At 71.0% G+C, this 12,916-nt stretch carries 11 protein-coding genes; 7 read left to right on the top strand and 4 right to left on the bottom strand.

The window, feature by feature from the left end; genetic code table 11:
* Nucleotides 1-211: 211 nt before the first annotated feature.
* Together IPK24_13265 and IPK24_13260 are read left to right on the top strand one after the other, a co-directional pair.
* A complete protein-coding gene (locus IPK24_13265) occupies nucleotides 212-2,365 on the top strand; it encodes an AAA family ATPase (protein ID MBK8076502.1) in 2,154 nt (717 codons plus the stop codon).
* A gap of 227 nt (nucleotides 2,366-2,592) precedes the next feature.
* Nucleotides 2,593-3,495 (top strand): polysaccharide deacetylase family protein, encoded by a 903-nt coding sequence (locus tag IPK24_13260; GenBank protein MBK8076501.1) that lies wholly within the window; start codon nucleotides 2,593-2,595, stop codon nucleotides 3,493-3,495.
* A gap of 24 nt (nucleotides 3,496-3,519) precedes the next feature.
* Here IPK24_13260 and IPK24_13255 read toward each other — a convergent pair whose 3' ends face one another.
* Together IPK24_13255 and IPK24_13250 are read right to left on the bottom strand one after the other, a co-directional pair.
* On the bottom strand, nucleotides 3,520-4,758 hold the full coding sequence (locus IPK24_13255; protein MBK8076500.1) for a glycosyltransferase family 1 protein: 1,239 nt from the start codon (nucleotides 4,756-4,758) through the stop codon (nucleotides 3,520-3,522).
* Between the two features lie 52 nt (nucleotides 4,759-4,810).
* Nucleotides 4,811-6,754, bottom strand: coding sequence for an HNH endonuclease (locus IPK24_13250; GenBank protein MBK8076499.1), 1,944 nt, complete (start codon nucleotides 6,752-6,754; stop codon nucleotides 4,811-4,813).
* A gap of 215 nt (nucleotides 6,755-6,969) precedes the next feature.
* On the opposite strand from IPK24_13250, the gene IPK24_13245 reads away from it, so the two are divergent.
* Entirely contained in the window at nucleotides 6,970-7,293 is a 324-nt protein-coding gene (locus IPK24_13245; protein ID MBK8076498.1) for a hypothetical protein, read from the top strand.
* Nucleotides 7,294-7,351: 58 nt separating this feature from the next.
* Here the strand turns inward: IPK24_13245 and IPK24_13240 are convergent, their stop codons facing one another.
* Both IPK24_13240 and IPK24_13235 read right to left on the bottom strand, forming a co-directional pair.
* Entirely contained in the window at nucleotides 7,352-8,476 is a 1,125-nt protein-coding gene (locus tag IPK24_13240) for an acyltransferase (GenBank protein MBK8076497.1), read from the bottom strand.
* A gap of 148 nt (nucleotides 8,477-8,624) precedes the next feature.
* Nucleotides 8,625-9,368 (bottom strand): DUF2202 domain-containing protein, encoded by a 744-nt coding sequence (locus IPK24_13235; protein ID MBK8076496.1) that lies wholly within the window; start codon nucleotides 9,366-9,368, stop codon nucleotides 8,625-8,627.
* 164 nt (nucleotides 9,369-9,532) lie between these two features.
* Here IPK24_13235 and IPK24_13230 point away from each other — a divergent pair, with 164 nt between their 5' ends.
* The 4 genes from IPK24_13230 (at nucleotide 9,533) to IPK24_13215 (ending at nucleotide 12,901) form a co-directional block, all read left to right on the top strand.
* The gene (locus IPK24_13230) at nucleotides 9,533-10,219 is read left to right on the top strand and encodes a response regulator transcription factor (protein ID MBK8076495.1); all 687 of its coding nucleotides are present in this window, start codon (nucleotides 9,533-9,535) and stop codon (nucleotides 10,217-10,219) included.
* The gene (locus IPK24_13225; protein ID MBK8076494.1) at nucleotides 10,209-11,648 is read left to right on the top strand and encodes a HAMP domain-containing histidine kinase; all 1,440 of its coding nucleotides are present in this window, start codon (nucleotides 10,209-10,211) and stop codon (nucleotides 11,646-11,648) included. Before IPK24_13230 ends, IPK24_13225 begins: the two co-directional genes overlap by 11 nt.
* A gap of 4 nt (nucleotides 11,649-11,652) precedes the next feature.
* Nucleotides 11,653-12,159, top strand: coding sequence for a hypothetical protein (locus IPK24_13220; protein ID MBK8076493.1), 507 nt, complete (start codon nucleotides 11,653-11,655; stop codon nucleotides 12,157-12,159).
* 85 nt (nucleotides 12,160-12,244) lie between these two features.
* Nucleotides 12,245-12,901, top strand: coding sequence for a M50 family metallopeptidase (locus IPK24_13215; protein MBK8076492.1), 657 nt, complete (start codon nucleotides 12,245-12,247; stop codon nucleotides 12,899-12,901).
* Nucleotides 12,902-12,916 lie beyond the last annotated feature (15 nt).

Raw genomic sequence — 12,916 nt, 5'->3', positions numbered from 1 at the left:
TTGGGTCTGCGGCGAGTACGTGTGCGCTCTTCGCACTCCCATCACCTCCTAACCGCAATGTATCAGGGTTATCGGCTCTAAACCATTATTCATTGAGCTATTCTTATGGCTCATCGGCACGAGTGCACCGATGTCCACGGGCCGCCAGGGTTCGCGAACTGGCTCGAACCGCGCCAAGGTGGATGGCCACCTCAGAATCGGAGCCGACGACGTGAGCCCCCTGACGACCAGCGCGTTCGACCTGCCGGACCGCCTCGCGGCCAAGGCCGACCCGCTGCTCGTCGCCGTCGACGAGCAGCACTTCGTGGCGCTCGCAGAGACTCTCGAGCACTCCCTCGCCGATCTGTCGGCCCGACTCCAGGCCGAGCTCGCTGCCCCCGGGGGCAGCGGTCAGGAGGCCATGGACCGTGACCTCGAGGTCCATCGGCTGTCGGCCCGGCTGCGCACCCTGCGGCGCTTCGGCCTGGACCTGTGCCTGGGGCGCATGGTCGCTGCCGACGACCCCGAACCGGTCTACATCGGGCGCCTCGGCCTCACCGACAGCACCGGCCGCCAGCTGCTCGTGGACTGGCGCTCCCCCGTGGCCGAGCCGTTCTTCGGCGCCACCCACGCCAACCCGATGGGATTGGTCAGCCGCCGCCGCTACCGCTGGACCCGCGGCCGCATCAACGACTACTGGGACGAGGTGTTCACCGCCGCCGGGCTCGAGCACAACGCAGCCCTCGATGACCAGTCCGCCTTCATCGCCAGCCTCGGCAGCAATCGCTCGCCCCGCATGCGTGACGTCCTCGGCACCATCCAGTCCGACCAGGACGCCGTCATCCGCGCCGGTTCGCGTGGCGCCCTGGTGGTCGATGGCGGGCCGGGAACGGGCAAGACCGTTGTCGCCCTGCACCGTTCCGCCTACCTGCTCTACTCCGACCCACGCCTGAGCCACCGCCGCGGCGGGGTGTTGTTCGTCGGCCCGCATCAGCCCTATCTCGACTACGTCGCCGACGTCCTGCCCAGCCTCGGTGAGGACGGCGTCCAGACCTGCACCCTGCGCGACCTGGTCACCGAGGGAGCCACCGCGGTCCCCGAAGCCGACCCGGACGTCGTCCGCCTGAAGTCCTCGGCGCAGCTCGTCAGTGCGGTCGAGGCGGCCGTCCGGTTCTACGAGGACCCACCTACCGCGGGCCTGACCGTCACCACCGCCTGGTCGGACGTCTGGCTGAGCCCCGATGACTGGGTCGAGGCCTTCGACACCCCGGACGTCGGCACGCCGCACAACGAGGCCCGCGAGGTGATCCTCGAGGCGTTGGTGGCGATCCTGATGGACAAGGCCGACGGCGAGGACGACGAGGTCACGCCCGACATGCTGCGTACGGCGTTGCGGCGGAACAGAGAACTGCTCACCGCGGTGCACCGCGCCTGGCCGCTGCTGGAGGCGACCGACCTCGTCGGCGACCTGTGGTCGGTGCCGGCGTTCCTACGCCATTGCGCGCCGTGGCTGAGCCCGACGGACATCCGCGCGCTGCAACGCCGCGACCCCCAGGCGTGGACGACGAGCGACCTGCCCCTGCTGGACGCCGCCCGCCAGCGGCTCGGTGACCCACGGGCGTCACGACGCGCCCGGCGTAGGGCCGCGCTGCTGGCGGCCGAGCGCGAGGAGATGGACCGGGTCGTCGAGCACCTGATCAACTCCGACGACTCCGAGATGCTCGTCATGTCGATGCTGCGCGGGTCCGATCTCCAGACCGTCCAGGTCGACGAGGCCGGCCTGCCGCAGGCCACCCCCGACCACCTCGCCGGGCCGTTCGCTAACATCGTGGTCGACGAGGCCCAGGAGCTGACCGACGCCGAATGGCAGATGATGGTGCTGCGCTGTCCGTCGCGCAGCTTCACGATCGTGGGTGATCGTGCCCAGGCCCGGCACGGGTTCACCGAGTCGTGGCGGGAACGGTTGGAACGCCTCGGGTTCCACCAGATCAACCAGGCCACGCTGAGCATCAACTACCGCACCCCCGAGGAGGTCATGGCCGAGGCGGAGCCGGTGATCCGGGCCGTGCTGCCGGACGCCAACGTGCCGACGTCCATCCGCCGGACCGGCGTTCCCGTCGTCCACGGGTCGGTCTCACGACGCGACGCGATCCTGGATGCCTGGCTGAGCGCGCACAGCGACGGGATCGCCTGCGTCATCGGCGATCCCACGTTCGAGACCACGTCCCGCGTCCGCTCGCTGACCCCGGAGCTGTCCAAGGGTCTGGAGTTCGACCTCGTGGTCCTGATCGACCCGGATTCGTTCGGCACCGGCATCGAGGGTGCCGTCGACCACTACGTCGCGATGACCCGGGCGACCCAGCAGCTGGTGGTCCTGACGAGCTGAGCCCGTGCGGCGCCGCCCGCAGATGATCAAGTTTCTGCCGCCGGCCGTCGATGTGAAGCCTGGGGCACCGAGCGCCCCGCTTCGGCCCCGGTCGGAGCTCGGCATCGAGAGGCCCTACGGTGCACCACCTTTGGCATGTCCTGACCACCGGCACGATCATCGCCGCAGCTGCCGCGCCCGCCGGTGGGGCGGGCCCCGCCTAGGCCGCTGCCGCAGCCCCACCCACGGTGAGCGTCCGGGCGGTCAGCTATGACGCACCGGGAGCCACCATTCCCCTCACCGTCGCGGTGACCAGCGTGCCGACCGGCACCACGGTGCGGTTCCGCGTGCCCGGCGGCTACTGCAATCCCCAGCCGGACGGCGCGTGGAGCCACGGATCGCTGCGCGCCCAGGTCTGCTACATCCGGTTGCCGTCGCGAGTCTGGACCGGGAAGATCACCGCCTTCGCCGTCCTGACCCGCACCGCCGATGGCCAGGTCAGCGAGGTGCGGGGCAGCACACCCAAGAAGGTCTACACCGCGGGACCGGCGTCCGGAGCACTGCCCTGGCGTCAGGTCGACCTCATCGAACACTGCGGCAACACCAGCCGATCCGTCTGGCTCACCTTCGACGACTACCTCCCGAGCTCGACGACAACCCGGCAGATCATCGCCACCCTGGCACGCAACCATGTCAGGGGACGCTTCTATCTCAACCGCGTCTCGACCGCCGACCGCGCCGCCCTGATCGCGGCGGGGCACGTCGTCCAGAGCCACACCCGTGATCATGTGGCGCTCAACCGGCTGACCTCCACTCAGATCACCGCTCAGCTCCGCAACGGCCCACGGCCCAGCGCCAAACCGGCTCAGGTGCGCCCGCCGTACGGCGCCGGCTCGTTCAGCACCTACGTCACGGCGTCCGTTGGTTCCGCGGGCTACCAGGTCTGCCGCTGGACCTCGGACACCAGCGATTGGGCGGGCGCCAGTGCCACCCTCATGCGCAGCAGGGTTCAGTACGGCGACGCGACGACCCGTCCGGCCACCGCCGGTGGTGTGGTGTTGATGCACGCTCCGCCCTTCAACGCGGCGAGGCTCCAAGCGGTCATCGACGGCATCCGTGCCCGAGGCCTGCAGCCCGAGCCCGGCCGCTGAGGCTGAGCCGGATACCGAAGTCGATCACCGACCCGCGAGCCGGTTGACCGCCTCGACCACGGGCGCGGCGCCGTCCTCGGTGGCGATCACTCGGGCCAACGCTGCAGCCCGCTCGGCGAAGCCGCGATCGGTCACCGCTGCACGGATCGCGGCCCCGAGGTGGTCCGCGGTCAGTCGCCGGAAGGGCACCGGGGCCGGCCCCACCCCCAACGCGGCTACCCGCCCACCCCACAGCGGTTGGTCGGCATAGACGGGCGTGGTCACGGTCGGGACCCCCGCCCGCAGACCGGCCCCCGTCGTCCCGGCACCGCCGTGGTGAACGACCGCAGCGACCTTCGGCATCAGCCAGGCATGCGGCACCGCGCCGATGGTCACGATGTCGTCGCTACCGTCGATCTCGATGCCGGCCCACCCCGATTGGACGACGGCGCGCACCCCGGCCCGGCGCACCGCCCCCTCGATCGCGCGGGTCAACCACGGCCCGGCGCCAGAGGCCATACTGCCCAACGTCACCAGCACGGGCGGGTCGCCGGCGGCCAGGAACGCGCTCAACTCGGCGGGCGGAACCCAGCCCGTCGGCTCGGGCGGCCACCAGTACCCGGTCACCTCGAGCCCCGGACGCCAGTCGTCCGGTCGCGGCAGCACGGCCGGGCTGAAGCCGTGGAAGATCGGCCAGCGCTCGGCGCGCAACCGGCGACGGGTGGCGATGGCCGACTCGGGGGGCAGCCCGAAGTGCTCGCGGATCCGCGCCCCGGCGCGCGTGTACGGGTAGAGCCCGGCCGTGAGCAGCTCACCGATCCACCGGTTGCCGAACCGCCCGAGGGAACGCCCCGAGTTGGTCATCGGGCAGGGCAGCGCCCCGGTGGGTTCGAACGGCTGCAGGTACACCCCCAGGCTGGGCACACCACGACCTTGTGCTGCGTGCACGGCGAACGGGGTGGCGCCCCCGACCAGTACCACCTCGGCGTCGCGGGTCGCCTCGATCGTGCCCTCGGCGACGGCGAGCAGGTAGCGGCTCAGCTGCGGTATCCGGCGATTGAGGTACCAGGGCGGGGTCGGACGGTCGGCCGCGGGCACCGAGATCACGCTGAGCAGGTCACCTGGTAGCTCGTGGAAACCGAGCCCTGCACCGGTGACCAACTCCGCCATCGGTGCGTGCGCCGCGATCGAGACCTCATGGCCCGCTTCGCGCAGCCGGACGCCGAGCCCTGCATAGGGCGCGACGTCCCCGTGACTACCCGAGGCCACGATCACCACGTTCACGCCGACACGCTACTGGCGCCGTGCCGCGCCGGTTACGACTCCACCCGAACGTTCAGAAGGGTGGCGGTTCGGGCCAGGCGCCGGGGAGGTCGCCTTCGGTGGCCAAGGGCGGTGGGGTGTCGGGTGGTTCGCTGACGTGGTGTCCGGACGGCGTGCGCCAGGTGACCTGTCCGGTGGTCGGGTCGAGGGTCGGGGTGAACCCGGCGTGGTGCTTGAGCAGGTGGTGGAACCGGCACAGGGGCGCCAGGTTCTTCTCTTCGGTCGTGCCGCCCGTGGCGTGGGCGGTGAGGTGGTCGAGGTCGGCCTCGATGGCGGGACGTCCGCAGCCGGGGTGGGAGCACCGCGGCCGGGCGGCCTTCACCAACGCCGTGACGAACGGGGACGGTGTGTACCCCGGGTCGGTGGCGGCGCGGCCGATGGCGATGAGGGTGCCGTAGGTGGGGGAGTCGGGTCGGTCGTCGAGGACCTGGCAGCGCCACAGCGCGCGTTGGCCGTACTTGTCGAGGATCGCCGCGAGCGCGTCGGTGGGGATGGGTCCGTGGCCGGCCGCTTCGACCCATCCGGATCCGGTTGGTGGTGGCTGTCCGGCCCAGAGCGCGGTGAGGACCTGGAACGGGATGGTCACGTTCAACGACACCTTGGGTTCGACCCGGATCCCCGGGCAGGCCGGTGCCGGGGCGCTGACGGCCCCGCCGCCGAGCAGGCCACCACCGGTCACGTCGCCGCCGGTCCCGTCGTCACTGACCACGTCGTCACCGGTCTCGTCCTCGCCTGTCGCCGGGGCCGTGGTCGCCTCGGTCGGTTCCGGTGCGTGCGGGGTGTCCGTGTGCCGGGTGGTGGTCGCGGCGTCAGGGTCACCGTCGCCGGCGCTGGCGGGTGCGGTGGGCAGCAGTGGGGGGATGGTGGCGGGGTCGGTGACCAGGTCGAACATGACCTGTGCCATCGAGCTCGCTTGCCGTTCGCGTTGCCCCACCGAGCCACCACCCCGGGGGCCATCACCCCTGCCCGCAGCGGTGCCCGTGTCGGCGCCTGAAGGGCAGGTGGCGGCCCGCACCCGGTGCAGCAGCGCAGCATGCAGCTCAGCGACGTTGGTGATCGAGCCCCGGTAGGTGATGGTGGCCTGGCCGTAGCCCTGCTGACGAACCTTGACCGTGTCCGGCTCCGCCGCGGCGTCGTCCAGGATCCGCCGATACGCCACCGCATCGGCCTGCGCGATCAGCCGCTCGATCCGGTTCTTCAACCCCACGGCGCCGAGCTGCTCGGCGACCGGCAGGATCATCTGTTCCACCCAGTCCCGCGCCCGACCCGCCGCGAGGCGTCCGGTCTGGCGGGCCACCTCCCGCGCCCGGGTCGTGGAGATCGTGCCCTCCAGCAGCGCCCGGTACAGCCGGCCGTGGTCCTCGGGCCAGGTCGCCAACATCTCCACCCGCGCCCGGAGTCCCGACGGACTGATCCGCGCGACGGCGGCGACCTCCTCGATCGCCGCCGTCAACGCCCGCTCCTCGGGGTCACGGACCCACTCCGGCAGGTTCACCTCGACATCCAGGTCCAACTCGTGCGGGTGCCGCGCCTGGTACCGCCACGCCAACTCCCGGGTCAGCTGGGCTTGGGTGAGTTCGATGTGGGTGATCGCCTGCCGGCACGCCACCGCCGCCGACACCACCTCAGCATCCGACAGTCCCGACGGCTGCGACTGCGCCAACGTCACCGCCGCAACCGTCACCAACGAGGGCTCCACGGTCCCCGGGGTCAGGAACGTCCGGCAGATCCGCCCCGCCACCGCGTCCCGGTCGTCCTCGTTCTCCGGTCCACCGTCGGTGAACCAGTCCCACACCGCAGCCCGCGCCGACAACCGCTCCTCGCGCCCCGCCAGCTGCTCCCGCTGCACCGAGTTCTCGGCCCGCAATGCCTCGACCTCGCCGCGTAACGCCTCGACCTCGACGCTGAGCCGAGCCACCTCGGCGTCCGCGTCGTGCAGGAGATCGGGCGTGAACATGCCCCGATTCTACTGGAACACCTGTTCGATCGCTACATGGCGGAGCGCCGAATCGCCTTGCCTCAGAAGGGGTTGTGTGCCCCGAACGCGAATGATGTGGCACCCGCCACAGCCCCCACCGGTACGACCAGCGCCCGCGGGCGCCTCATCGTTGACACGGGTTCGCCTCCCGGCAGGACCGTCCAGCCACCAGCACCCGTCACGGAGTGAGTCCGATGAGCGCCACCTCGATCTTGTCGCAGAACCTGCGCGACTTCGTCTACCTGCCGACCACTGTCTGGCGCGAGTTCTTCCGCCCGACGTTCTACTTCGGCTGCAACGTCAACGACATCGACACCGAGCACGAGGTGTTGGGCGACGTCGGCAGCTACGGCAAGCAGCTCAATCGCGTCCTCGATGCCCTCATGGTGCTGATCGAGATGGACGACGACCGCATCGAGCGGCTGAGCATCGACCAGAAGGAGGCGATCTATGCGCTGCGGACCCTCCACAAGGACGCCTCGCGAGCCAGTGCGCGAGCCGAGGCCCGAGCGAACTGAACGCCGAGGGACCGGATGCCCCGCGAGCCCGTGCCCGACCACGGAGCGGGACTGACGCTCAGGACTCCCGCGAGGCCATTCCGGCAGACACCCGCAGGTCGATCAGCCGATCGGTCGGCAGGACCACGACCTTCGGAGCCACCCGGGCTGCCGGGATGACGGGCGCGGCCGGACGGCGTCCGAAGCGACGCTGTACCGGTCGCTCCACGACGAACCACGAGACGATGGCGAGCAGAGCCGTGCCACCGAACTCCACACTCGCGGTCGCGGCCGGGCCCCAGCCCTGGGCCTGCACCAGGTCGAACACCGGCAGATGGAACAGGTAGATCCCGTAGGAAATGCGTCCCACCCCGGCCAGCGGCGCCCACGACAGCATCCGACTCGGCCGGGACGTCTGATCGGTGACCAGGTGCCAGACCAGGGCTGCGGCCGCCAGCCCGGCCAGGGTCAGACCCACCAGATAGGTGGCCCCACCCTGGATCGTGAGCGTGGCCGACAACCCCAGCAAGACCGCCGCGGCGAGGTAAGCGGTCCACGGTGAGCTGCCGAACGCCGGTACCCGGGTTCGGCGGCGAGCCAAGGCCACGAGGGCACCCAGCAACAGGCCGTCGGCGTGGGTGACCGTCGCGAAGTAGGGCCAAATCGAGTGCGTGGCCAGCCACCCCGAGGCACGCATCACCACGATCCAGAGCACCGCGACCGCCAGCCAGCGCATCAGCCGCGACCGTCGTCGCAGCATGGCCAGCAGCAGCAGCGGCCACACCAGGTAGAACTGCTCCTCGATGGCGAGCGACCAGGTGTGCACGATCGGGCCGAGCGCGTCGACGTCCAGCGCAGCGACCCAGTTGGCCGAGTACACGGCGGCAGCCGTCACCGCACCCGCGGTCGGCCAGGTGGCCCTACCGGCCAGCGGCCCGATCATGAGCGGGACCGCGACGAGCAGCATGAGGACGAACGCCGGAGCGAGCCGGATCGTGCGCCGACGGTAGAAGTCGAGCAGATCGATCCGCCCGGTCGCCTGCCACTCGGTCAGCAACAGGTCGGTGATCAGGTACCCGCTCAGCACGAAGAAGACGTCGACCCCGATGAACCCGCCGTGGGCAACGTTCACCGCATGCGAGGCCAGGACGGCCAGCACGGCGAGCCCTCGCAGGCCGTCGAGCGCTCTCAATCGGCGAGCCATGCACGATCCCCTGACGACGTAGGAACCCCTGCACGCCCCCGTTGGCAGCGCTACGGATTCAACCATCTACCCAACGTCATGACCATCGCATGAATAGCCCAACGTTACGGCTGGCTTTACCCAACGATGACCCTCAGCTCGGCGCTCATTACCCGCCGAAGGCACGCAGGTGGTTCTGCGAGCCGGCCGTCAGGTTGGCGTAGACCTGCCGGACGTCGGCAGCCGTGACGCCCGCAGTGGCCTTGGCCAGGTCGGCGATGTCCATCCGCTCGATCGTGCGCCCGACCTCGAGGGCCGCGTCCAGGGACACCGAGCCCTGTGCGACCAGCTTGGTGTAGAGCGAGGCCATCGCCGGATCGGCGAACTGGCCCTCGGCCTTGCCGGCCGTCGGATCCGCCAGGCCGTAGCGGTCGAGGAGGGTCCGGACGGCGTCGGCGTGACGGGCCTCGGATCCGGCGATCCGGGTGAACCGGGAGTCACCGCTGCTCGCGGCGAGGGCGACGTACACGTCGTGGGCCAGCTTCTCCTCCTCTGCCATCGACAACAAGGCCGCCTTCTGATCGGCGGTGAGCGTGCCGGAGGCCGGCAGCGCCGCGTGATCGCCACCGTTGCCCACGCCGTTGCCCATGCCACGGCCCTGACCGCCCTGACCATTGCCCCGGCCATTGCCCTGACCATTGCCCTGACCATTGCCCTGGCGCATTCCCTGTCCCTGCGCCCCGGCCCGGCCCGAGCCCGTGCCGTTACCCAGGCAGTCCGCGGAGCAGGTCTGAGTGCTGCTGGTGGGGGTGGCGGCGGTGCCCGTGGTACCGGCCAAGGCCGTCGTCCCGGCCAGAACGGCAGCCGCGAGGGCTCCACCGGCGATGGCTGTGACGGCAACTGTGCGACGCATCTCGATCTCCCGATGTCGGCCGGCGGGGTGCCGGCGCTGGTGTCGTGCTCGGGTTCAACACTCGGCCCCGATCTCGAGGGAGCCGCGGAGTTCGTGTGGAGACGATGTGGAGACTCACCGCCTCACGCTGGGTCGAGGGCCAGGGGGTCGACCATGATGTCCCCATGGCCACGGTGCTCGTCGTCGAGGACGACCGCGACATCCGCGAGGTGCTGCGCCGCTATCTCGAGCGCGCCGGTCACGCCGTGCTGACCACCGCCTCGGGGGCCGAGGCGCTGCGCATCGTCGAGGACGGCGGTACCGACCTCGTGGTGCTCGACCTCGGCCTACCCGACGTCGACGGGCTCGAGGTGCTGCGCGCCGTCCACCCCCGTGGCCATCCGCCCGTGCTCGTCCTGACCGCCCGCAGCGAGACCGACGACCGCATCAGGGGCCTGTCGCTGGGCGCGGACGACTACGTCACCAAGCCGTTCAGCCCCACCGAGGTCGTCCTGAGAGTGGGCGCGATCCTGGCCCGCACCACCGGATCGGTCGATGATCCCGACCGCACCTCGTTCGGCGAGGGACGGCTCCTCATCGACAGCGGCCGCCACGAGGTCGTGGTGGACGGCCGCACCGTGGATCTGACCGCCACCGAGTGGGGGGTGCTGGCCACGCTGGCGTCGGTGCCAGGGCGACCGTTCTCGCGCTATGAACTGGTCAACCGGGTTCGTGGCTACGAGTTCGCCGGCTACGAGCGCAGCATGGACTCGCACGTGAAGAACCTGCGCCACAAGCTCGGCGATGCCGCGGGGCTCGTGGAAACCGTTGTCGGCGTGGGCTATCGGCTGGGCGTGCGGCGTGACGACTGACCCGCAGGCCCCGGCTCCCACCGCACTCGGCCACCTCGGCCGGCGCCTGGTGGCCGCGTTCACCGCAGTCGCCGCGCTGGCCATCGCGCTGGTCACGGTGGCCGCCCTGATCGGCACCGATCGCGGGCTGACGAGCCAGGTGCATCAGCAACGGCAGGAGTTCGCCGACAACCTGGCCGCCGCCGCGGCGGCCGCCTACGCCCGGGCCGGCGCGTGGGACGCCGCTGATCTCGACGAGCTGCGCGCCGCCGTCCTCGGCAGTGGTACCCAACTCTCACTGACCGCCGCCGACGGCACCGAGCTGGCCGTGTTCGGCGGCGGCCGGCGCGGCATGGGGGCGGGTATGCGTCAGGGCGCCGACGGCGAATCGGCCGCCGTGGTGTCGTCCCCGGTCGTCGTCGACGGGGTCCGGGTGGCGGCCATCCGCTTGTTCTACCCGGCCACCACCGTCATCGCCGGCCGCCCGGTCGCCTGGTCGTGGGTGCTGGCGGCCGCGGTGGTCGCGCTGGCCCTGGCCCTGGCGGCGGGCCTGCTCGCCGCACGTTCCCTGACCCGACCGGTGCAGGCGTTGATCGCCGTCTCGCGGTCGTATGCGGCCGGGGACCTGTCGGCGCGGGTGGCCCTGCGGGGTTCCGGTGAGCTCGGAGCACTGGCCGATGCCTTCGACGAGGCGGCGAGCGCCGTCCAGGACGCCGAGACCCAACGCCGACAGATGGCCGCCGACGTCGCCCACGAGTTGCGCACCCCGCTGGCAGCGCTGCAGGCCGGCCTCGAGGAGCTGCGCGACGGTTTGGTCCCGGCCGAGGTCGACACGCTGGCCCGCCTGCACGACCAGAGCCTGCGGTTGGCGCGGGTCGTCACCGATCTCGCCGACCTGTCCTCTGCCCAGGCCTCCGGGCACTCGCTGCGGTGGGAACCGATCGATCTCGCGGCCCTGGTGCGCCAGGAGTGTGCCGAGCGCGCTGCCCTGGTGCGAGCCGCCGAACTCGACCTGCAGCTGGACGCCGCAACCCCGGCCCGAGTGCGTGGCGACCGTGGACGATTGCACCAGGTGGTGGGCAACCTGCTGGAGAACTGCGTACGGCACTGCCGGCCCGGCGACACGGTGACCGTGCGGGTCGATGCACCGGCCGCACCGGACCCGTCGCAGCCGGGCCTGGTGCGGCTGACGGTCCGCGACACCGGCCCCGGCATCGACGAGCCCGATCTGGCCCACGTGACGACGCGATTCTGGCGGTCCTCACGCGCTCGCACCGGATCGGTCGGAAGCGGGCTGGGGCTGGCCATCGTGGCCGAGCTCGTGCGCGCCCATCACGGCCGGATCGAGGTCACCTCGCCTGGGCACCTTGGCACCGTGGTGATGGTCGAGTTGCCCGCCGAGCCCGAACCGGCTCCTGGGTTGCGGCCGGCACCGGATGGGTACTCCTAGGGGTATGACCCAACCCAGGGACGGCGCACCAGGACTCGACCAGGACACCGACCAACAGTTGACGGATACCGAGCGATTCGTCGACGACCTGATCGACCCCGATCAGCCGATCGATCAGGACTACACCTTCGGCGACGAGCAGGACGCCGAGCTCGACGCGGGCTACAGCCCACCCGACCACGCCCGCGGGGTGAATCTGTTCGGCACCACGGCAGCCGAGCAGCAACGGGGGGAAAGCCTCGATCAACGCCTGGACCAGGAGCTGCCCGACCCCAATCTGGCCGCGGACCTGGCCCCGGCAGCCGTCGACGAGGACGGTGTGCCGGTGGCCGAGAACCTCGACGACGGCGAGGTGGGGACCGAACGTTCGGGACGCCTGGTCGCTCCCGACGAGGGCCTGGCCGAAGATCGTGAGAAGGACCTGATCGCCGACGACATCGGTATCGACGCCGGCGCTGCCTCTGCCGAGGAGGCCGCGGTGCACCTGATCGCCGACCACAGCCGAGGCTGACCCCGGCCGGATCGGTGTCGGTCCGCAGCCGGACTGCGGACCGACACTAGGCTCCCGCCCATCGACCGACGGGTGGGAGGAGTCGATGATCGCGGTCACGGCCACGGGGGTCTTCGGTGCCCTCGGCGTGGCGGCTCTGGCCACCGTCGTACCGGCGCTGTGGCGCTGGACCCAACTCTTCAGCACCTTCGTGCACGAGACCGGGCACGCCGTGGTCGCTCTGCTGAGCGGCCGGCTGGTGACCGCCGTCGAGATCTTCTTCAACGGGGGCGGCTGTACCACCAGCTACGGCGCACCCGGCCCGCTGCTGATCCCGGTGACCGCCGCGGGGTACGCCGCTCCCCCACTGATCGGGCTGGCCCTGGTGGCCGCGCTGGTGAACGGGGCCTCGGTCTCGACCCTGCTCCTCATCGCTCTGCTGCCCGTGGTGGCGATCCTGGTGCTCAGCCGCAACCTGGGCGCCGTGCTCGTGGTCGGCACGGTGATCGCCGCCCTGGCGATCCTGATCCACCGTGCCGGACCGATCTCCCAGACCATCGCGGTCCTGATCGCTGCCTGGTTCCTGCTGCTGGCCGGACTGCGTGACAACATCGAGTTGGTGCGGGTGATCAACCAGGGCAGGGGCGATGACGCGTCCGCGCTCTCCGAACTCACCGCTCTGCCGGCCGAGGTGTGGGTGGGAGCCTTCGTCGCCGTCGCTGCCCTGTGCATCTATCAGGCCGGGCGGTGGCTCTTCGGGTGAGCCGAGCAGCCCGCT

Source organism: Kineosporiaceae bacterium, from assembly GCA_016713225.1.
Classification (GTDB): Bacteria; Actinomycetota; Actinomycetes; order Actinomycetales; family Kineosporiaceae; genus JADJPO01.
The sequence above is the reverse complement of the archived record's forward strand: the minus strand, read 5'-3'. Positions and strand labels throughout refer to the sequence as shown.

Bases quoted from the DNA above. Each gene is read 5' to 3' on its own strand.
- IPK24_13250 (MBK8076499.1), bottom strand. From the start codon at position 6,754: ATGTTCACGCCCGATCTCCTGCACGACGCGGACGCCGAGGTGGCTCGG.
- IPK24_13245 (MBK8076498.1), top strand. From the start codon at position 6,970: ATGAGCGCCACCTCGATCTTGTCGCAGAACCTGCGCGACTTCGTCTAC.
- IPK24_13240 (MBK8076497.1), bottom strand. From the start codon at position 8,476: ATGGCTCGCCGATTGAGAGCGCTCGACGGCCTGCGAGGGCTCGCCGTG.
- IPK24_13235 (MBK8076496.1), bottom strand. From the start codon at position 9,368: ATGCGTCGCACAGTTGCCGTCACAGCCATCGCCGGTGGAGCCCTCGCG.
- IPK24_13230 (MBK8076495.1), top strand. From the start codon at position 9,533: ATGGCCACGGTGCTCGTCGTCGAGGACGACCGCGACATCCGCGAGGTG.
- IPK24_13220 (MBK8076493.1), top strand. From the start codon at position 11,653: ATGACCCAACCCAGGGACGGCGCACCAGGACTCGACCAGGACACCGAC.
- IPK24_13215 (MBK8076492.1), top strand. From the start codon at position 12,245: ATGATCGCGGTCACGGCCACGGGGGTCTTCGGTGCCCTCGGCGTGGCG.